Annotated in this window: 13 protein-coding genes and 1 pseudogene; 7 read left to right on the plus strand and 7 right to left on the minus strand. The window is 45.0% G+C overall.

The window, feature by feature from the left end; translation table 11 throughout:
• Positions 1 to 112: 112 nt before the first annotated feature.
• The 3 genes from QSH61_RS12360 to QSH61_RS12370 form a co-directional block, all read right to left on the minus strand.
• Positions 113 to 778 carry a GAF domain-containing protein gene (locus QSH61_RS12360; protein WP_206471062.1) on the minus strand — a complete coding sequence of 222 codons (666 nt, stop codon included), beginning with the start codon at positions 776 to 778 and terminating at the stop codon, positions 113 to 115.
• Positions 779 to 905: 127 nt separating this feature from the next.
• Positions 906 to 2564: a fused response regulator/phosphatase gene (locus tag QSH61_RS12365; RefSeq protein ID WP_010606710.1), complete on the minus strand. Its 1659-nt coding sequence runs from the start codon at positions 2562 to 2564 to the stop codon at positions 906 to 908.
• 21 nt (positions 2565 to 2585) lie between these two features.
• Positions 2586 to 2891, minus strand: a complete 306-nt coding sequence (locus QSH61_RS12370; protein WP_010371095.1) for an STAS domain-containing protein — start codon at positions 2889 to 2891, stop codon at positions 2586 to 2588.
• 143 nt (positions 2892 to 3034) lie between these two features.
• Here QSH61_RS12370 and QSH61_RS12375 point away from each other — a divergent pair, with 143 nt between their 5' ends.
• Entirely contained in the window at positions 3035 to 3364 is a 330-nt protein-coding gene (locus QSH61_RS12375) for an SUI1 family translation initiation factor (RefSeq protein WP_017216143.1), read from the plus strand.
• A gap of 40 nt (positions 3365 to 3404) precedes the next feature.
• Here the strand turns inward: QSH61_RS12375 and QSH61_RS12380 are convergent, their stop codons facing one another.
• A complete protein-coding gene (locus QSH61_RS12380; RefSeq protein WP_206471063.1) occupies positions 3405 to 6368 on the minus strand; it encodes a bifunctional diguanylate cyclase/phosphodiesterase in 2964 nt (987 codons plus the stop codon).
• A gap of 370 nt (positions 6369 to 6738) precedes the next feature.
• Between QSH61_RS12380 and pheA the strand changes: the two genes are divergently transcribed.
• Positions 6739 to 7893, plus strand: coding sequence for a prephenate dehydratase (gene pheA / locus QSH61_RS12385; protein ID WP_102057158.1), 1155 nt, complete (start codon positions 6739 to 6741; stop codon positions 7891 to 7893).
• Positions 7894 to 8208: 315 nt separating this feature from the next.
• Here pheA and QSH61_RS12390 read toward each other — a convergent pair whose 3' ends face one another.
• Entirely contained in the window at positions 8209 to 11049 is a 2841-nt protein-coding gene (locus QSH61_RS12390; protein ID WP_174170002.1) for a discoidin domain-containing protein, read from the minus strand.
• A gap of 144 nt (positions 11050 to 11193) precedes the next feature.
• Positions 11194 to 14178, minus strand: a complete 2985-nt coding sequence (locus tag QSH61_RS12395; RefSeq protein WP_174170001.1) for a TonB-dependent receptor — start codon at positions 14176 to 14178, stop codon at positions 11194 to 11196.
• A gap of 384 nt (positions 14179 to 14562) precedes the next feature.
• Between QSH61_RS12395 and QSH61_RS12400 the strand changes: the two genes are divergently transcribed.
• The gene (locus tag QSH61_RS12400) at positions 14563 to 15309 is read left to right on the plus strand and encodes a copper homeostasis protein CutC (protein WP_010606704.1); all 747 of its coding nucleotides are present in this window, start codon (positions 14563 to 14565) and stop codon (positions 15307 to 15309) included.
• Positions 15306 to 16166, plus strand: a complete 861-nt coding sequence (locus QSH61_RS12405) for a glucosamine kinase nucleotide-binding domain-containing protein (RefSeq protein WP_174170000.1) — start codon at positions 15306 to 15308, stop codon at positions 16164 to 16166. The genes QSH61_RS12400 and QSH61_RS12405 overlap by 4 nt, the downstream gene beginning before the upstream one ends.
• Here the strand turns inward: QSH61_RS12405 and QSH61_RS12410 are convergent.
• Complete coding sequence (locus tag QSH61_RS12410) at positions 16146 to 16880, minus strand: AraC family transcriptional regulator (RefSeq protein WP_010606702.1); 735 nt, start codon at positions 16878 to 16880, stop codon at positions 16146 to 16148. The two genes, QSH61_RS12405 and QSH61_RS12410, sit on opposite strands and share 21 nt — an antisense overlap.
• 163 nt (positions 16881 to 17043) lie before the next feature.
• Between QSH61_RS12410 and QSH61_RS12415 the strand changes: the two genes are divergently transcribed.
• The 3 genes and pseudogenes from QSH61_RS12415 to QSH61_RS12425 all read left to right on the plus strand — a co-directional run.
• On the plus strand, positions 17044 to 18204 hold the full coding sequence (locus QSH61_RS12415; RefSeq protein ID WP_174169999.1) for a Gfo/Idh/MocA family protein: 1161 nt from the start codon (positions 17044 to 17046) through the stop codon (positions 18202 to 18204).
• Positions 18205 to 18211: 7 nt separating this feature from the next.
• Entirely contained in the window at positions 18212 to 19267 is a 1056-nt protein-coding gene (locus QSH61_RS12420) for a sugar phosphate isomerase/epimerase family protein (protein WP_102057164.1), read from the plus strand.
• 14 nt (positions 19268 to 19281) lie between these two features.
• A pseudogene (locus tag QSH61_RS12425) lies at positions 19282 to 19947 on the plus strand (MFS transporter); the annotation flags it as partial.
• Positions 19948 to 19976: the final 29 nt, after the last annotated feature.

Raw genomic sequence — 19976 nt, forward strand, 5'->3', positions numbered from 1 at the left:
GGTAACATAGAGACTTGCATCTCAGTTACCATATTTATCTAGAATTTTATTCATTTTTGTAAACTTGGCAGCACCACAAAGGCGTCAAGTTTACAGCCGGACATTCCGATAATTATTTGGGTAAATATTCAGGGATTCTCGTACATGCTGCTGCAAGCAATGCTAAAATTTCTTCGTTGAAAAATGACTCAGAAAACGCTTCTGCATCAAGAATTCCAATACAATTTTGAGCATCATCGAATAATGGCATACAGGTTTCTGCTTTCACCTTTGGATCGCAAGTGTAGTACTCTCCACCACTGGCGACATATTGAGGGATGTCATTAATCACTCGAGCTTTAGCACTTAATACCGTTTGAATATTATTTGACGTAGCGGCAAAAGCCTCCGTTATTGGGAATAGCGGTCTACTCGGCGCGCCAGAGTACGCTAATTTGAGAAGTTGTTTCCCTTCATTTGTCGCTCTTGCTTGGTATATGCCAAACCAATCAACAGCTGTAAATTCAACTACCGCTGACACTATCGTTTGTAGCTTAGCAAGCGATTGCTCATTCACCGTGTTCTTTTCAACGTAGTCACTCAACAAAAAAGGCGCTTCCTGAAGGTGCCCAAACAAGCTACAAGCGCCTCCTTCCCCAAGCTCAGGGATCTGATATGACCACACAGCAAGGCTTGAGTTTTGCTCAATATAAGCATCTAGTTTTTCTAATTGCAGCAAAAGCAATTCGCGGGAGATAGATAATCCACTCAATGAAATATAATCTGACATTTTAGCCATCTAAACATCTAAAGTTAATGCAACTTTACCACGCTCTTTATACCTTGCCAACACTAAAAAACAGGTACATAGAGTAATAGGAATAGATATTAAACTAAAGCAGAGGTGAAATGCGCTTGAGTGGAAGTTAGACCGATTTGGAGGTGAGTGAATAAATCATTTCTACTTCATTTCCAGCACTGTTGTAGCTAACGCTTTGGGCAATCTCGTTAAGTAAGCTAACACCTCGACCGTGGCTATGCTCTTGCTGCGCTTTATTGCGCTCGCTTGATTCAAAACCATTACCTGAATCACAAATGTTGAAGTATAGCTTTAGCTCTTCAGGGCTATAGCGCACAGAAATAATAATTAGCGCTTCTTTTAGCTCCTTCAAAACACTCTCTCGCAGACTATAGAACTCAAAAAACCCATCTTCTTTGTTTTTAATCTCAGAATCTAACCCCAGCACACCGTGATCTAAAGAATTATTGTAGGCCTCTGAGAGTAATAAGAAGATGTTAGAGCGATGCGCCGAAATACCGTCAACCTCACTAAGCAAATCCACCAGCTCAAGTACCGGATCTGTCGTTTTCATCTGCTTGGCATCTAAAGATAACGAAATATTAAACGGCAAACTTGAATAATGGTTAGGCACAGAAACAATTGAATCGCTAGCAACGCAATTAACAATCGCGATACTTAAGTCATCTTGTTGCTCTGTATTGCCAGAAAACTCGCGAACTTCAGAGATAATTTGATCCGTGGAAATATGCTGCCGACTCGCCAGCAAGCGCTTTAACCGTCGTTCGCCATACATTTCCCCCCGCTCAGACTCAGACTCGATGATACCGTCTGTCGCCATTACGAGGCGTTGGTCGGGGCTAACTTCAAAATGCAGCAGATTACGTTCAAACTCATCGACTTCTAAAATGCCGAGTGCCATATGTTGGCTCTCAATGGTTTTAATAAGGCTACCATTTTGGTCAATCAGATATAAATCTGGCAAACCACCAAGCCAAGCAGAAACACTTTTCCCTGAGCTGCTCAATTCAATGATTGCTGCTGCACAAAACATATGACCGGGTAATAACTCATTAAGGGCGGTATTGAGCTCAACGGCTATATCACTCACCGCCATCCCCTTTTGCACCATAGTATAGAAAATGCGCGACGCAGGAAGCGCGCCGACCGCAGCTGCTAAACCATGGCCAGTAAAATCACCAAGTAAACAATAAAAGCCACCCATCGGGCTCTTGGCCATTAAAAACATATCGCCATTAAACATTGACGCGGGTGACAAGTGATATTCACAAATCTCAGGATATTCAGATTGTTGTGCAAGCGCATTACTAAAGATGTGCTCAACAATCTCGTGCTCTCGCTCTATTTGGTTATAGTGATATTCTAGTTGTCGGCGTTGTTCGTTGCTTTGTTGGCTGAGCCTACGGGTCCTCGCATGCGCTTTGATTTTGGCTGATAAAATGACTTTATCAAACGGCTTATGAATAAAGTCATCGCCTCCTACAGCGAGACACTTTTCAAAGCTGCTTTGATCTTCAAGTGCAGTGATAAAGATGATGGGGAGGTATACGTCGCCCGCATATTGCTTTATTTTGGGGGCAGTCTCAAAGCCATCCATTACGGGCATGACAACGTCTAGCAGCACGATGTCGATGTCCTGACTTTCGAGAATTTTTAATGCATCACGACCATTGTGCGCACAAAAAACGGTATAAAATTGTTGCTCAAGCATCGCCTTGAGCAGCTTACAGTTTAATACCTGATCGTCGACTACCAAGATATTCATGAGGGGCTAATCTATCGGCGTTCAGTCAATATCAAACTTCTTATCAAAACGAGAGATCTGGAGGATTTTCTTAAGTTGTGGACGACAATTACTAATTTGAATGCTAGAAACTGAGCTTCCTAGTGTTTTTTTCATATTTAACAGCATACCCAAAGCGGAGCTATCCATATAGTCGGTTTCACGCAGGTCAACAACAACCTTTTCGGTTTGATCATTCACCTCCGCATACGCCTGACGAAACGATTGCACCAAATTAAAGTCGAACTTGCCTCTAATTTGAATGGTTAGTGTCTTACCGTCAGCAGAAGCGTTTTTACTCAAGCTCATCATTAAGCTCCTAAATTATTTTGATTTGTTTCCCCTCACCAATTTAAATATAACGCTTAAAAATCATTTAGCAAAAAATAAAAAACATCTAATCTGCTTTTTGCTATGATCTCTGCAAAGAACCCGTAAGAGGACCAGAATCAATGTCAGAATCAAGACTTGTGTACTCCACAGATGTAGGCCGTATTGACACCAAAGAGCCAAAGCAAGAAGTTCAAGGGAAAGTTTTTAAGGACGGCGCCGTTCGTATTGAAAGACAAACTAAAGGGCGCAAAGGTAAAGGTGTTATGCTTGTTGTTGGCATCGATAGTGAACAGCACGATCTCAAGAAATTGGCAAAAACGCTTAAATCTAAAATGGGTCAAGGTGGTGCAGTTAAAGAAGGCGTTATTGAAATTCAAGGCGATGACAGAGAAAAGCTTAAGCAATTATTAGAAGGCCAAGGCTTCAAAGTGAAAATCGCTGGTGGTTAAGCGCTTATTATTTTCAGCCCCAAGCTTTGGGGCTGAGTCGCTATACCGCTGGGGCAAACCGCAAAATCTCGGCTTCACTTAACGGCGGGCTGTAGTAATAACCTTGTACAATATAGCAGTTATTTTTCGCCAAGAACGTCATCTGAGCCTCAGTCTCCACCCCTTCAGCAATAACCTGCAAATTTAATTTTTGCGCCATCGCAATGATAGCTGCAGTGATTTCCATATCGTTCGGATCTTCAGGGATATCCTTTACAAAGGAGCGGTCTATTTTGAGTATATCAACTGGGAAACGCTTAATGTAACTCAAAGACGAATAGCCTGTACCAAAGTCGTCAATAGACAGTGAAACACCAAGCGCTTTGATATCTTTAAGTTGTATGATTGCCGCTTCCACGTCTCCCATCAGCATACTCTCGGTAAGCTCAAGGTGCAGTAGAGTCGGCTCCATCTCAGTTCTGTCTATAATATCTGACAGCGTGCTGATCAATTGTGCATCTTTAAACTGCCTCGCAGAAAGGTTGATGGATATGTTGGCAATCTTCCCCGCGGCTTTTAAACGACGAGAAAAATGGCACGCTTCTTCTAACACCCATGCACCAAGCTCTACGATTAGGCCTGTCGCTTCAGCAATTGGAATAAACTTACTTGGCGGAATAGTTCCCTCGCTCGGGTGGAACCAGCGAATAAGCGCTTCATAGCCTACAACCTCTCTACTTTCACTGTTCACTTGTGGCTGATAATGCAAGGTAAATTGTTGCGCTTTAATTGCTATACGCAGCTCGTTTTCTATATATAGGCGCTCGTTAGCAGCTTCGTCTAAATCTTGGCTATAGAAATGGTAAGTGTTCCGCCCTTTTGCTTTGGCCTGATACATTGCCAAATCTGCATGTTTAAGCAGCTGCTCCTCTTCTTTACTGTCAAACGGAGCCATGGTTATACCAATACTTGCACTGACGATCACTTCGTTATTCCCCAGTTTTATTGGTTCTGCCAGTGTCTTTTGAATGATATTGGCAACTTCCATGGCATTTTCTCGCTCATTGATGCCACTCAGTAACACCGCAAACTCATCCCCACCCAATCTGGCAATGGTATCTTCTGCACGGAGCCGCTTTTTCAATCTCGTCGCGACTTCAAGCAATAAGCGGTCACCCGCGTCATGTCCCAAGGTATCATTGATGCGTTTAAACTCATCTAAGTCAAAGTAAAATAGAGCAAAGGCGTAATGGCCACGTTCGGCAAGCGCCATGGATTTACGTAACTGCATCCTGAAAAACGTTCGGTTGGCAAGGCCAGTTAAGGTATCAAAGTAAGCCAATTCTTCCATTTTACGCTGGCTTTCTTTTACAAACGAAATATCTTGGGCTGAGGCGACATAACTTGAAATTGCGCCGCCTTCTTCACGGATCGGCGACACGCTCAAACTGACCCAAATAGGCGCCTCTCTGTTACCCGCCAACATGGTATCCCCGCGCCAATGATTGCGACTGCGTAAGTCAATATCGATATCATCAATGAGAATTGCCATGTCTTTTGAAATAATACTCAAAAGCGGAGAGCCAATAAAATGCTGTTCATCATAGCCCGTCATTTCCTGCATTTTTGGATTGACGTACTCAATTTGAAAATGCTCATTGGTCAATACAACGCCAGTACCAGAAAAAGCCACAGCTTTTGACAAACGGTTTGCCGCCTTTTCTGCGATTTCCTTTTCTGTAATACGTTGATTTAGGCCATTTACAAGCTGTTTTATCTCAACACTCATGTCATTAAATGAGGCGTTCAATTGACCTATTTCGTCATCGGTATGGGGTAAGGTTGGCGTATCCCACTGCCCTCGGCCAAATCCCTTCACTGCTTTAACAAGCGCATTGATGCGTTTGAGTACTAATTGATATAGAACCTGATGCAGTAATATCGCAACAAAAATGGCATACAGAATAAACAAACCAAAGAACTTAACTTTAAGCTCTTCAATGGCCGAGATAGCCGACGCCCGCTTCTTGTAGATCCCAATGTACCAATCTAAATTGGCAATATGGGTCACGTGCATAATATGCCAGTTGTCTTTATACCTAAATTCATCTTGGATATTTGGTAGCTTAGTAATAAGTGCAGTTTGTACTATTTTACTCAAGTCTTCAGGTAGTTTGTTGTGGTCCAGTAGCTGCCCGGTCGTAGCAGTGGTTTTAAACAGACCTGGAGCTGCCAATAACCGACCCTGTTTATCAAAAACGATGAAGCCTTGCTGATGGTCAGATTTAGGTAATTTTTCGAGTAAGGTGGTCAACTCTATATCGCTACCCGTTAACCCAAGGTATTTATCATGTAAGTATAAAGGCACCAAAATACTCACCACCCACTTGTTCCAAACCCTATCAAAATACACGCCCGACCAAACCGCTTCCCTCGTTGGGTTTTGTTCAGCGTGTAAAACAGGCAAGTTATGAAGCTGATTATTTACCAGCCTTGGGTCTTTCGCTAATAAGGCATTAGGAGGTGCAACACGAACAAAGCCGTCTTTTGTAGATAAGTAAAAATTAAAGAAATCTTGTAACAGTGGAGGCGCAAGAATGTTCCAGAGCAATTCAGATTCAGAAAATAGCTTTTGCACTGACTGCAATTTTAAATTGCCAGTATACATAGCTGCAGAGAGGCCATTTTTAGCTGTACTCGCTAAGTTTTCGCCACGCACGTCAACGCTCGCTTGTGCGCCAGATAAATCTTGAACACCGTAAAGTAAGTGTTTGGAAACCACTGAGTTGGCTTGTTCGGCCAAGTTGGCTTTAAGATCGAGGTAATTTGAGAACTGATTGTTCACCTGCGCACTAAAACGCTTGAGCTCATCATACTCTTCATAGATTAACTGCTTTTCTTCAGATTTTAGCATCAATGCCGCAGCAAAAACCCCCGCGATCAAACACACGGCCGAAATCAACATCGACAGCTTTACACTTAAAGAGCTTGCACCATATCTTGATGGGGGACGACGATTGCCCACAAGTTAGCCTATTCTTTTATTTACAGTGGTGGTGTTGCCTGAATATACCAGAATATTTTTCGACTCGCCAATAAGTTACGTTTGATTAACGTACTTAACTCACTGAGATTGGACACTTATCTACCAAATAACTTAGGTTTTTGCGCATACGTCCAAAGTAGTACTTGTTTTCTCGTTTAGTTCTATGCTAATAATGTATTCAGTTTCAAAGTAAGGTTTGAATAAATGAATTTCATCACACGCAACAGCAACACATATTTCTTTTTTAGCTTCTTTAGGTGAAGAGGCTTGACTGTTCGCGAGTGAAAAAGAATAGCTAAGCCTCCCAACTTCGGGAGGCTTTTTTTTGGCTAAATGGGAGTGAGGACCTATGACACAAAATACATTAGATGCCCTTAGGCATGACATCAATGAGATAGATTCAGAATTACTGATTTTACTGGCAAAGCGACGTCGCATTAGTCATGGCGTGCTGGAATATAAGATTACCAACAACAAACCTATCCGTGATGAAGCACGTGAGCAGGCATTGCTGGAGAAACTGATCCGATATGGTAAATCTCTGGGTCTTGATGCCTTTTATATAAACAGCGTTTTCCAAACTATCTTAGAAGACTCTGTATTAAACCAGCAAGCCATGCTGCAAAAGAACTTAAACCCCGATGCCGTAGGTGATACACACCGCGTTGCCTACTTGGGTGGACAAGGCTCTTATAGCCAGCTTGCTTGTCATAAATACTTCAGTCGTCGTCCCGGTAAGCTTGTGGAAATGGGTTGCCAAAGCTTTGAGCAAATCACCGAGCAGGTAGAGAAAGGCCAAGCTGACTTTGGTATCTTACCTATTGAAAATACCAGTTCAGGCAGTATCAACGAAGTATTCGATTTATTGCAACATGCGCAAGTATCTATTGTGGGTGAAGTAACGCATACCGTAGAGCATTGCCTCCTGGCTTTGCCAGACACAGAATTACAAGCGATCGACAAAATTTATGCGCACCCTCAACCTTTTGCGCAGTGCAGCCGTTTTATTCAAGGTCTTGGGGATATTCAGCATGAAACTTGCGACTCAACCTCTAGTGCATTAAAGCAAGCTGCAGAGCACCCAAATAGTGCCGCGATTGGCTCTGCACAAGCTGGTAAAAATATGGGTCTAGAAGTGGTGAAGTCTGGCCTTGCGAATCAGACCGAAAACCATAGCCGCTTTATTGTGGTAGCAAGAAAAGCACTTCAAGTGTCTACTCAAATCCCAACGAAAACCAGTTTAATTATGGCCACCAAACAGCAAGTAGGCTCACTTGCTGACGCGCTGATGGTATTTAAACAGCACAATATCAATATGGTTAAGTTAGAGTCACGCCCAGTACCTGGTAACCCTTGGGAAGAAGTCTTTTATGTAGATTTGCTTGCCAATATTGCAGACTCACAAGTCCAAGTAGCACTTGAAGAATTAAAAGACCATACCCAGTTTGTACGCTTGTTGGGCTGCTACCAAAGCGAGTCTTTGCAAGCAGTAGAGGTGTTATAATCCCAATTTGACTCAATACTTGCTCAATTTGAGGGATTAAATCTGACGCTAGCTGCGTTAAAAATTTCTCATTTAGAGCAACTAAATAGCAAAATTTTTGCCTTGCCTACACGGAGGTAGGTACCTTGGCGATAGCAGGACGCGGTAGCGGGGCTATCGACAAGATTTTCTTGCCTCAAAATAGACCTCTTAATTAAGTAAATTGGCATAATCAATCATATTAAGTCACTCTCATTGAGAAAAATAAAAAGCCAGAGCGCAAGTTGCATTCTGGCTTTTTTTGGTTGAGATTTGTTTAACCTTAGGATATTCAGGCTATTCGCCGCTAAGGCCTAGGAGCTCGATTTCTGAGATCTGTACTAAGCCATCGTTATTCGCATTTTTGCTAATATTTAGACGATAACTGCTATAGGCAAAAGCATTGGAGAAAGTAAACGCTCTTCGTTGTAAGCGCTCATCCCAGCTTTCTCCCACCCAAACCGCAACTTCTGTCCACGTCTCACCGCCATCATTAGAACCCAGTAACTGGAAGTTTTCGGGATCGCGCTCTGGTGCATCATTGGCACTGGTGATTGCCAAACCACTCACAATCTGTGGCGTAGTAAAATCAGCTTGGATCCAAGATGGTGATTCCTCTGTTGGCGGGCCTTGCCACTCATTGTGATCTAGCCATTTTGTCTCGATATCATTATCAAACGCCTTTTGTTCACTTTCTGCATCTCCAATACGATTACGCGCGGTAAAGCTTGTTCCAGCCAAATCAGATAAATCTTCAAGTGCATACTGAGGTCCAGCGAGTTCAATTTCAGCTACTTGCACTAATCCATCATTATTCGCATTTTTACTGATAGACAAGCGATAATGTGAGTAAGCCAAACCATTAGCAAACGCGAAGGCACGACGTTCAAAACGCGATTCAAACGATTCTCCTACCCAAGTATTTAATACTTGCCACACTTCCCCATCGTGAGATGCTAAAAGTTGGAAGTTTTCAGGGTCACGCTCCGGCGCATCATTGGCGCTGGTAATGTACAAAGTATTTACCGCTTGCGCTTGCGGCAAGCTAACTTGAACCCAAGCCGGATTTTCAACAGTGGGTGGCCCCTGCCAGTCGTTGTGATCGAGCCATTTAGTCTCAACATTTTTATCAAATGCTTGCGCTGCGCCCTCTGAATCACTAATGCTAAAACGCGCCGAGTAACTCGCACCTTGTACTTGTGCATGATCTAATCCAGAGATTTCTGGACCGATTAATTCAATCTCAGCAAGCTGCATCAAGCCGTCATTATTTTTGTTCTTGGTTATCTCAAGACGATAGCTTTGGTATGGCAATTGATTCGCTACCACAAAGCTTTGACGCTCCCCTCGCGCTTCAAAAGACTCACCAACCCAATTACTCAAATGCTGCCATGTAACCCCGTTATCGTTAGAGCCAAACAAAGCAAAGTTCTCAGGATCTCGCTCTGGTGCATCATTGGCGCTCGTTATCGCAAGCTGATTAACCGCCACCGCCTCATTAAAGTCTACTTGGATCCATGAAGGCGCTTCGACGGTAGGCGGGCCTTGCCAATCATTATGATCTAGCCACTTAGTGGTTGGGTCGTTATCAAATGCCTTATCTTGGTTTTCCCCCTCACCGATACTGTTGCTTGCCGTGACCGCAAACGTCTCAGTATCAGTATGGTCAACGCTCGGATAAACCGGCCCGACAAATTGAATTTCTCCAATTTGCAGTAAGCCATCGTTATTTTTGTTCTTTGTCACTGCAATTCGGTAGCTTGTATACTTTTGCGCATTACCAAATACAAAGCCTTGACGTTCAAAGCGCGCTTCAAACGACGCCCCAACCACATTACCCAAATTAACCCAACTCGCACCCTCATCATTAGAAGCTAGTAAAGAGAAGTTTTCAGGGTCTCGCTCTGGGGCATCATTAGCACTGGTAATGTAAACACCGCTAATTGCTTGTTGAGTAGGAAAATCCACCTGGATCCAAGATGGCGCTTCCTCAGTAGGTGGCCCCTGCCAGTCATTGTGGTCAAGCCATTTAGTTTGTGGATCGCCATCAAATGCTTTGTCTGCACTCTCGGCATCACCAATAGCATTTCTTGCTGTGATAGTGGCACCTGATGTCACGACTTGCTGCATCGGCCCCGTGGAGACCGGCTCATCAAATAATGGTAACGCTAAGTCCATAATACTATCGGCACTAAGATCTAGCTGCGCAGTTAATGGGTGAGCTTGAAGCGCGTTGTAAATTGGCAATCGAAGCGCTTCAAGTGCAACTTCATCACCGCCAAGTGCGGCGCTAAGATTGCTAGCTGAGTCGCTTAAGACGCCTTGCAAAGAGCCTTGCTCGTCAAACTGTGCAAACGCGGCATTGAATAGAGAAAGCTTTTGCACACTTTCGGAAACATATGTCATCTCACAACTTTGCTCACCAGAGTCAGAGGTTGTGCAAGTTTCTCCTAATTCAAAATTCGTTAATTGATCAGCGCTAACCACAGGTAACTCAAAAACATTGATGTTCCCGGTTTGCCAGCCAAGGGCCCGAAGCAATAACGCAGACATCTCCACTTTTGCCAATGCCATTAATTCGGGAGTAGAGACATTACGCCCCTCAGCAATTTGCTGCTCTACCAGCATGGTTGCTAGTGTCGTCAAGGCGTTGATTTGTATGGTAGCATCAGCACTGCCATCGGCATTTGAACCAAACGGCACGGCGACATGACTTAAGGTAGCCAAAGTCACACCAGCAATGTAATCGCCACTTACCTGCTCCCCAATTCCTGCAGAACCACAGCGACTGGCGTCGCAGCGCATCTGCGAGCCTTCACTCGTTGTGGCGGTCACTTTAATGGTGGAATTAATGCCAAACCCGGCTTTACCCGTCAGTTCAATAAACAACTCCCCCGATTGACTGGTTGCCGAGTTCTCATCCATCATCATGCTAGAGCCATTGAGCGCCGTCACCGAAATGCGGGCTTGGCTCAACGCGCCTTTTATCACTGAACCAGATACTTCTGCCGTCGTCACAGCAGGGGTTACTGGCACTTCTTCAACTTTTGGGTCATCGCTCCCGCCGCCACATGCAGCCAATAAACTGCTAACGGCAATGAGCGGGATCGCATTTCTTATTTTATTTAACGTTTTCATATTTATCCCTTCTTACATATCAACCAACTCGTGTGACTAGGTTGATATAAACGCACCACAAGCAGGTGATAAGCCGTGATATTGTTTCTCGTTGTGCTGACACGACTTCACCCTGTTTGCATTACTTTATGGTTATCGCCAAAGTTAAAATCGATAGGTGATCCCGGCATAGTAGCGCTGCCCGGTGTAGCTGCTGCTGCGCAATCTCGCTTTAGAATCTTCACCATAAAAGGTTCTCGGTTCTTCTTTGGTTAGGTTGATCACAGACGCGGTTAGGATCAAGTTTTCCATCAAGTTATAAGAAGCGTTCACATCAACTTGTTGGTATGGTTCCTGATATACAGTGAGTCCGTCGGCAAGCCCCAAAGCGGTTTCTCCTCGGCGGTTATATGATGCTCTGACACTAAAAGTGTCATTCTCGTAATAGGCGGAGAAGTTAAATTGATTATCGGCACTGCCAACAAGCGCAGACTCACCGACCTTTTCACCGTCTACGCTAATGTCTGCCTGATTGGTATCGTTTAGGGTGTAGTTAACGTTGAGACCAAAGCCATTGTCGAATGCATGTTGTGCAAACAGCTCTATTCCCCGAGAGGTTGCGTTTGTACCATTGGCGGTGGTGGTAAACGGCGTGACGGTAATATCACCCGGCGGTACAATTTCAACACCGGTAAAAGGGTTATCAAAGCCCTCAAACGGCCTTACTGAGGTAATAATCAAAGGCACGATAAAGTTATCTACGTCTTTGTTGAATACCGCAATGCCAACCGCAGATCCTTCGCCATAATAATACTCCGCAGATAAATCCATCTGTACCGATTCAAATGGTTTTAGCGCCTTGTTACCACCTGAGCCGCGCCACCCTGGCTCCACAGGGTTGCCTCTAAACTCTAGTCTATCGTCTGCCCATTCTTGAGAGATAAAGGTCAGCTGCTCTGGCGCACCCATGTCGTTGAACGGAGCTCGAGACATCGTTTTGGCGATAGCACCACGTATGACAAGATTGTCGCTGGCATCCCAGACAATATTGAAACTAGGTAAAAATTGTGAGTCGGTTACGGTACGCACGGTGGTGGTTTCAACATCAATGAGACGTTCATCACCTAAAATATCCTCTTCGGTGACATCATCAATGTCATCTAAAAAGTAGTTAATTTTATCCGACGACATAATCTGCGTTTCAGTCTCGACATAGCGTACTCCGATGTTTCCTCTAAAATCTCCAAAAGAAAAATCGGCCTGTAGATAGGCGGCCATGATCTCTTCTTCTATGTCGAACACAAAATCAGGCTCACGGCGCGTGTGCTTAACATATTCACTAGTCACAATTTCGCGGTATCGATCCCAATTGATCGTGGGCATCGCATTCACTTCAAAACCGCCTGGGATATTTTGTTCAGACGTTGCATTCAAAATATCCTCCAGTTTTGGCATACCCCCAATCCACTGATAAGACACTTCATCAATGGCACCTTGACTAAATGGATCTAGCTCGCCACTGGCAATTCTGTCAGCCCCATCTTGAGTAATAAAGAAGGTGTTGTTGGTTTCGCGGTGTAGTGTTGCTTTACGATATTTAGCACCGACGCGCAGCGTATCAACGATGCCGTACCCGACGCGATAATCAAGGTCTAACTGAGCATAGTCCTCTTCTAAGTCACTGACGACAAAGCTTGAGCCTGTCGAACCCGGATCGGGATCGCCGGCAATACCAGCCTGAAGGTTAGACAACAAAGCGGGATCAGCGTACAGCGACACTCTGTCACCTAATCGCCACCCTGCAAATGAAGCGGCGTTTTCAACCTGCCCGGAATCGCTGCGACTCGCAGGTTGGCCGCTTTTATACGCCGCACTCCAAGATTCTGAAGGGCCACCGCTGGCTTCAGTGTGACCAAATTTACCGCGTAAGTCATATAAGTCACCGGCATACTCAAAGGCGAAGTCGTAGGTATCCGAGGTATCTTTTTCTACCGTATAACTACCAATGATCCAAGGAAATTCAAGATTCCCTTCAGTGCCACCTGCGCCACTGGTAAAGTCCATGCCAGTCACAATCGTACCGGTTTCGTCTAGAGTAATACCGGTAAGATAATCTGGGTTGTACTTCCATTCTGGGATCCACATTTGTGACGTGGTGCGATTTTGCCCAAGCTCAAAATGAAAATGATTGAATGTTAAAGATAAATCATCTATTGGACGCCATTGAATGGTGGCTTGTAACCCCTGACGTTCACGTTTTTCTTTGGTTACCCCAATACCTGCAACTTGCGGTGCCCAAACACCATCATAAACGTTACCATAAGCATCTTCTAACGCTGCAAATCGACGTGTACTATCAGCAATCACATTGCCCGCCGTGTCCGTTGCTTGCAAGTCTGAACTCGTTGCCCAACGCCAACCGCCACCGCCCGACATATCACCGCCTAAAGAACGGTTGGTACGGTCTTGTTTAGTATAACCAACTAGCAAGCCAAAGGTTTCTTCTTCGTTCTTCCAAGAATAAACGCCGCTAAAATTAGGCTCGTACTCTTCAGTCACATCAGCGTAGGTATATTCAACATTCAACGCCCCAGAATTTGCCTCCATATCCAGCGGTTTCCGGCTGTGTAGAATAACCGTGCCGCCAACCCCACCTTCATCTAAACGCGCCTCAGAAGACTTAAACACCTCAACCGATTGCACCATGGTAGAAGGCAACAAAGAGTAACTAAAAGAGCGCGACGGCGAGCCCGGAGAAGACGCGATAAAGTTGCCGTTTAACTGCGTAAAAGTAAGATCAGAGGAAAGACCACGAATACTGACGTTTTCCCCTTCCCCGCCACTACGAGAAATCACCACACCGGGTACGCGTTGCAGTGAATCCGCCACATTTTTATCGGGAAACTTGCCAATGTCTTCTGCTGTAATGGCATCCACAATCGCGTTTGATAAACGCTTAATCGCCAAGTTTTCGGCCATAGATGCGCGGATCCCACGCACCTCAATCGTTTCGATTTCCTGCGCTTCCTCTTTTTCGGTTTCTTCAGCCATTGCCCAGTTAGTAGCTGATAACATAGCGAGGACCAGTGCAGACTTGCTAAATTGCCGTGACCTTCCTGTCACATGGCGTCTGTTATTATTATTGGCCATTCCTATCTCCAAGTTTTTTATAATTTGTAAAGCCACGACGTCCCTTGCTGCTCCATGACGCATGACTTTGTGACGACCCTTTTTTGTTTCCCTATAGGGGTTAATGGTTTGTGAAACACTCGTTCAGAATAGGAGCGCTCTACAAAAAGTGATAATAGAATTTCGGTTTGCACTAAGACAAAATCGGCGTTTAGGTCAAAAAAAGATCCAATTTCAATTTCCTTAGTTTATAGTCTGATTAACATAAAAACTCATTATTAGTTTCTATATTAGGCAATTTAAAAACGTTCCAAACACGTGTAACTAAATGTTTTTATTGAACTAATTAAATATTCAAAACCAAGCATTTTAAACTTTAAAATTATTCAACTTCAAGAGTGAAATATGAATTCGGCAAACTATTCAGGTAAAAACTTGGAAATATGCCTCAGCAGCGATAATCCTCATTTGTTGCAGCGAAATGCACAAATTGCTTTTGCATCAGGTGCAACAAGGATAGAGCTCTGTGGTGTTCTGAGTTGCGGTGGCTTGACCCCAAACCCGACGGCGATAGCGGCAGTTGCCCAGTATTTACCAAGCTTTGGCGAATGTATTGTGATGTTACGCCAAGCGCCGCATTTTTTTATTGATGACACCATGCTCTATCAGTTACAAAAAGAGATAGATGGCATTGCTTGCGCGGGTGCAACCGGTATTGCGCTTGGTTTTATCGACGACAATCAGGAGATAGCGGCTGACCACTGTAGCGCACTCATTGCCACGGCAAAATCCTTAGGCCTTTCTGTCACCTTTCATCGCGCCTTTGATGCCGCTGCAAACTGGCAGCAGGCAGCCGAGACGCTGCTAGAGTTAGGCGTTGAGCGGGTCTTAAGCGCCGGCAATACATGGCAAAGTGGTAAAGGCGCAGCGTTTGGTACCAGTCAGCTCATTGCCTTACTGAAAAAACTCAATGCTGAAATCGAAGTGGTGATCGGTGGAGGGGTCAACACGAAAAACGCCGCGGATCTTTGGCTTTTAAGTGAATTTGGTCCACTCTCTCTACATACTCACTCTGGCGTGCATCATGGCGATGAAGTTTGCCCAAGGCTAGTTAATGCAATACTCACCGGATCAGAAAAGGCAATACAATGACAGCATCGAAGCTATTTTTAGGGATTGATGGTGGCGGTACGAAATGTAAAGTCCGCCTCGAGGATCAACATGGACAGCTCCTTGCCGAGGCCACCAGCGGCCCTGCAAACATAGCAACATCAATACATCAGGCCCAAGAGTCAATGTTGAGCGCAACAATGACAGCGCTGACAAACGCAAAAATCCCCCACCACGATATTGCCAACATCAGTGCTTTTGCAGGACTTGCCGGCGCGAATGTCACGACGGCTTGTGAGGCGATGCAGCAATGGCGTTCCCCTTTTGCACGTTTTCAATTTTCAACCGATGCACACATAGCTTGCCTTGGTGCGCATCAACACGAAGATGGCGGTGTAATCATTCTTGGCACCGGATTTTGCGCGGGTCTGGTGACGCATGGACAATTTAGGGAGTTCGGTGGCCACGGATTATTACTCAGTGATGGTGCAAGTGGCAGTTGGATCGGTTTGAGTTTAGTGAAGCATGCCATCGAGGTGCTTGATACACTATCCCCTAGCAGTCTGATGATTGAGTCGTTTTTGGCTGCCATGAATTGCCACAGTACCGAACAGCTAGTCAAACTCACGCTAAACGCCACTCCCCAGTATTTTGCCCAGTTTGCTCAACATGTTTTTGCTACGCCAAACGATCCCTATGCCGAGCAGATCTTAAATGGCGCGGCACGGTTTATTGAGCGTTATGTCCGTCATCTGCAGAGCTTAGGGGCACATAAAGTCGCGTTAGTTGGAGGCATTGCCACGCCCATTCGTCCATGGTTAGCTTCTGAGTACGCAGATACGCTGGTGACACCGGCACTACCACCAGAAGTCGCAGCGTTAACGCTCGCTCGACGTTAATTCCTTACGTAATTGCGACGGGATTTCACCAAATAAACGACGAAACTGCTTGCTAAAATAACTTGGCTCTGAAAAGCCGCACTGATAAGCGACTTGTGATACTGGTAAACGTGTTTCGACCAATAATTTACGGGCATTTTCCAATCTCACTTCGTTGATAAATTGATTGGGAGTTTTGGCTAAATGCTTTTTAAATCTACGCTCCAGTGCGCTTACCGACAGGTGAGCAAGTTCCGCCAATTCTTCGATACAAATATGACGATGGTAATGTGCCCGAATAAATTCAACGGGCGCTTCAATGGCTCTTACGTGAGACAACGCCTTTGACGTTTTCGCTAGATGTCGTGTAACACCATAAGTGCCCATAATCGCATTTTCGCCATCAAGTAACACTTTTTTTGACGTGGAAAACCATGCCAATTCCCCATTTGCGGTTTGATTGAGTTCTAATCTATCCGTCACGATAAAGCCTTCCATCACTCGTTTATCATCGTTAACGTATTGGAATGCCAAGTGTTGCGGTGAAAAGTCAAAATCGGTTTTCAGTAAGATTTGATCTAGGGTTTTATAGCCCTGATGTTCAACAAAGTGTTGGTTCGCATGCACTATTCTACTTTTTGTGTCTTTGACCCAAAAGAGGATGTCTGGGATCAGATCAAATGCTGCAATCAATTGATTTACGCCAGCTTTATTCAATATTGTTTGCTCTTCCATTGCCCTACTTACCGCCTTTTTATAATTATAATAATTTATTTTAAACGCCGATTTTGTTGCATTGTCAACCGAATTTTTATTATCACTTTGGCGCCTCTGTTACCTATTATCAATAACATCAGATTAACTTACCTCGATAACTCGACGGAGACGGAGCTAAACGATGGATAATAACAAAATCCGCATGGCCATGATCGGTGGTGGAGAAGGCGCTTTCATAGGTGCTGTGCACCGCATAGCCGCGCGTTTAGATGGTCAAATTGAACTTGTTGCAGGCGCATTTAGCGCCGATCCAAACAAAAGCCTAGCAATGGGCCAGCAACTCGGGCTTAACCCAGCACGTTGCTATACCAGCTACCAAGCACTCTTACAACAAGAGGCGGAACTACCAGAGTCGGAGCGCATCCACTTTGTTGCCATCGTGACCCCAAACCATTTGCATTTTCCGATTGCCACAGCCGCTATCGAACACGGCTTTCACGTCTTGAGTGATAAACCTGCAACGCTCAATTTATCTGAGGCTCTGCGTCTACAAACACAGCTTCAGAAGAGCAATTGCTTGTACGGATTAACACACACCTATACCGGCTACCCAATGGTGAAAGAAGCACGCCACCGCATCGCAAATGGCGAACTTGGCAAAATACGCAAAGTCGTCGTTGAATATAGTCAAGGATGGCTTGCAAGTGCTGATGACGAAAACAGCAAGCAAGCCAGCTGGCGACTAGATGCAAGTAAGTCTGGCGTGAGTTGTTGTATGGGCGATATCGGTGTGCACGCAGCGAACCTCGCCGAATATGTGAGTGGCTTGGAGATAGAGGCGCTTTGTGCGGATTTAAACACGGTTGTGTCCGGCCGACAGCTCGACGATGACGGCACCGTGTTACTGCGCTTTGGCAACGGTGCAAAGGGCGTGTTGATGGCAAGCCAAATAGCCCTTGGCGAAGAAAATAATCTCACCTTAAAAATCTATGGTGACAAAGCCAGTATCGAATGGTCGCAAATGGAGCCTAATAGTTTGTGGTTACGTGCGGCAAATGCTCCAGCTCAGTTGATCCGCACAGGAGTGGGTTCACTTAGCCAAGCAGCCATTAGCGCAACTCGTGTGCCAGCCGGTCACCCTGAGGGATATCTGGAAGCATTTGCAAATATCTACCTTAACTTCGCCAGCCTTATTCGTGCGCATCAGCTGCAACCCGATGTGCAGCACGAAGAATTTGACGTGCCAAGTATTAACGCTGCAGTCCGTGGCATGGCATTTATTGAAAACGCGGTCGCAGCTAGTGCAAAAGACACTAAGTGGCACCCCTTTACCATTGGATAAAATAAGAATGAAGCAAATTAAAGGACCCGCTATTTTTCTCGCGCAGTTTGTCTCGGACGAGGTGCCATTTAACAATTTTAATAGTATTTGCCAGTGGGCAAGTAACCTAGGTTATAAAGGTATTCAGCTACCAAGTTGGGAACAGCGACTGTTCGATCTGCAAAAAGCCGCTGAAAGCCAAGATTATTGCGACGAGATCACTGGTATTGCTGCAGAGCATGGCCTTACTATTTCAGAGCTATCAACCCATTTGCAGGGTCAATTAGTGGCGGTGCACCCAGCTTATGACCAAATGTTTGACGGCTTTGCACCAGCAAAAGTGCATGGCTCGCCTCAGGCTCGTATGGAGTGGGCAACCGAGCAGCTAATGTTAGCGGCCAGTGCCAGTGCTAAGCTTGGGCTAACTAGTCACGCAAGCTTTTCTGGCGCCTTGCTCTGGCATACCTTTTACCCCTGGCCACAACGTCCAAATGGCTTGGTGGAACAAGGGTTTGAGGAGCTCGCAAAACGCTGGTTGCCTATTTTGAACCGCTTTGACGAGGTTGGTGTGGATGTCTGCTACGAGCTTCATCCAGGTGAAGATCTACACGATGGCGTGACTTTTGAGCGCTTTTTAGCGGCGACGAATAATCACCCGCGAGCCAATATTCTTTACGATCCAAGTCACTTTGTTTTACAGCAATTGGACTACTTAGCGTTTATCGACATCTATCATGAACGTATCAAAGCGTTCCATGTAAAAGATGCCGAATTTATCCCCAATGGCCGCTGCGGTGTTTACGGCGGATACCAAGGATGGCAACAACGGCCAGGTCGGTTCCGTTCATTAGGTGACGGACAGGTCGACTTTAAGAAAATATTTAGTAAGTTAACACAGTACGGTTTTGATGGTTGGGCTGTATTGGAATGGGAATGCTGTATTAAGCACCCTGAAGATGGGGCCAAAGAAGGTGCCGAATTTATCAAACAGCACTTGATAAGACCAACCGAAAAAGCCTTCGATGATTTTGCAGGAAGTAGCACCGATACCGAACGCAATAATCAAATCCTCGGCATAAAATAAACAGGACTACGACCATGAATAATAATAATCATAATCGGACCGTGTTTCAGCTCTGTTGCCTTGCACTGGTCGTCACATCAATGACGTTCGCTATTCGCGCAGGCATTTTGGGGCAATTAGGTGCGCAGTTTGGACTCTCAGATACAGAACTTGGTTGGGTTAACGCTATGGCATTTCTGGGCTTTCCCGTTGCAACCATGTTAGGTGGCGCAATCTACAACGCCATTGGCGCTAAAAAGTTAGTTGCCCTCGCCTTTATTTGCCACTTTGCAGGATTGGTTTTAACCATTACCGCTGACGGTTTTTGGTTACTGCTGATCTCGACGTTTTTAATCGGCTTTGCGAATGGTTCAGTGGAAGCTGGCTGTAATCCACTGATTGCCGAAATGTATCCGAAAAACACCACGACCATGCTCAACCGATTCCATGTCTGGTTTCCAGGCGGCATTGTGATTGGTGCTCTGGCATCGAATGCCATGACTGCATCGGGCTTTAATTGGCAATGGCAAGTTGCTTTGATATTAATTCCAACGCTGATTTACGGAGCAATGATGGTCAAGTCACGGTTTCCTGAATTTGACCGCACAGATCATTCTACCACCAGCAATCTCAAGCACCTGTTTTCTCCGCTCTACCTATTTTTAATTTGCTGTATGACATTAACAGCAACCGCTGAGTTAAGTTTAAACACAATCAATTTATAGTGTGG

This window comes from Pseudoalteromonas sp. JC3 (assembly GCF_030291895.1).
Taxonomy (GTDB): domain Bacteria; phylum Pseudomonadota; class Gammaproteobacteria; order Enterobacterales; family Alteromonadaceae; genus Pseudoalteromonas.

Bases quoted from the DNA above. Each gene is read 5' to 3' on its own strand.
- QSH61_RS12370 (WP_010371095.1), bottom strand. From the start codon at position 2,891: ATGAGCTTGAGTAAAAACGCTTCTGCTGACGGTAAGACACTAACCATT.
- pheA (WP_102057158.1), top strand. From the start codon at position 6,739: ATGACACAAAATACATTAGATGCCCTTAGGCATGACATCAATGAGATA.
- QSH61_RS12405 (WP_174170000.1), top strand. From the start codon at position 15,306: ATGACAGCATCGAAGCTATTTTTAGGGATTGATGGTGGCGGTACGAAA.
- QSH61_RS12365 (WP_010606710.1), bottom strand. From the start codon at position 2,564: ATGAATATCTTGGTAGTCGACGATCAGGTATTAAACTGTAAGCTGCTC.
- QSH61_RS12400 (WP_010606704.1), top strand. From the start codon at position 14,563: ATGAATTCGGCAAACTATTCAGGTAAAAACTTGGAAATATGCCTCAGC.
- QSH61_RS12410 (WP_010606702.1), bottom strand. From the start codon at position 16,880: ATGGAAGAGCAAACAATATTGAATAAAGCTGGCGTAAATCAATTGATT.
- QSH61_RS12360 (WP_206471062.1), bottom strand. From the start codon at position 778: ATGGCTAAAATGTCAGATTATATTTCATTGAGTGGATTATCTATCTCC.
- QSH61_RS12395 (WP_174170001.1), bottom strand. From the start codon at position 14,178: ATGGCCAATAATAATAACAGACGCCATGTGACAGGAAGGTCACGGCAA.
- QSH61_RS12420 (WP_102057164.1), top strand. From the start codon at position 18,212: ATGAAGCAAATTAAAGGACCCGCTATTTTTCTCGCGCAGTTTGTCTCG.
- QSH61_RS12375 (WP_017216143.1), top strand. From the start codon at position 3,035: ATGTCAGAATCAAGACTTGTGTACTCCACAGATGTAGGCCGTATTGAC.
- QSH61_RS12415 (WP_174169999.1), top strand. From the start codon at position 17,044: ATGGATAATAACAAAATCCGCATGGCCATGATCGGTGGTGGAGAAGGC.
- QSH61_RS12390 (WP_174170002.1), bottom strand. From the start codon at position 11,049: ATGAAAACGTTAAATAAAATAAGAAATGCGATCCCGCTCATTGCCGTT.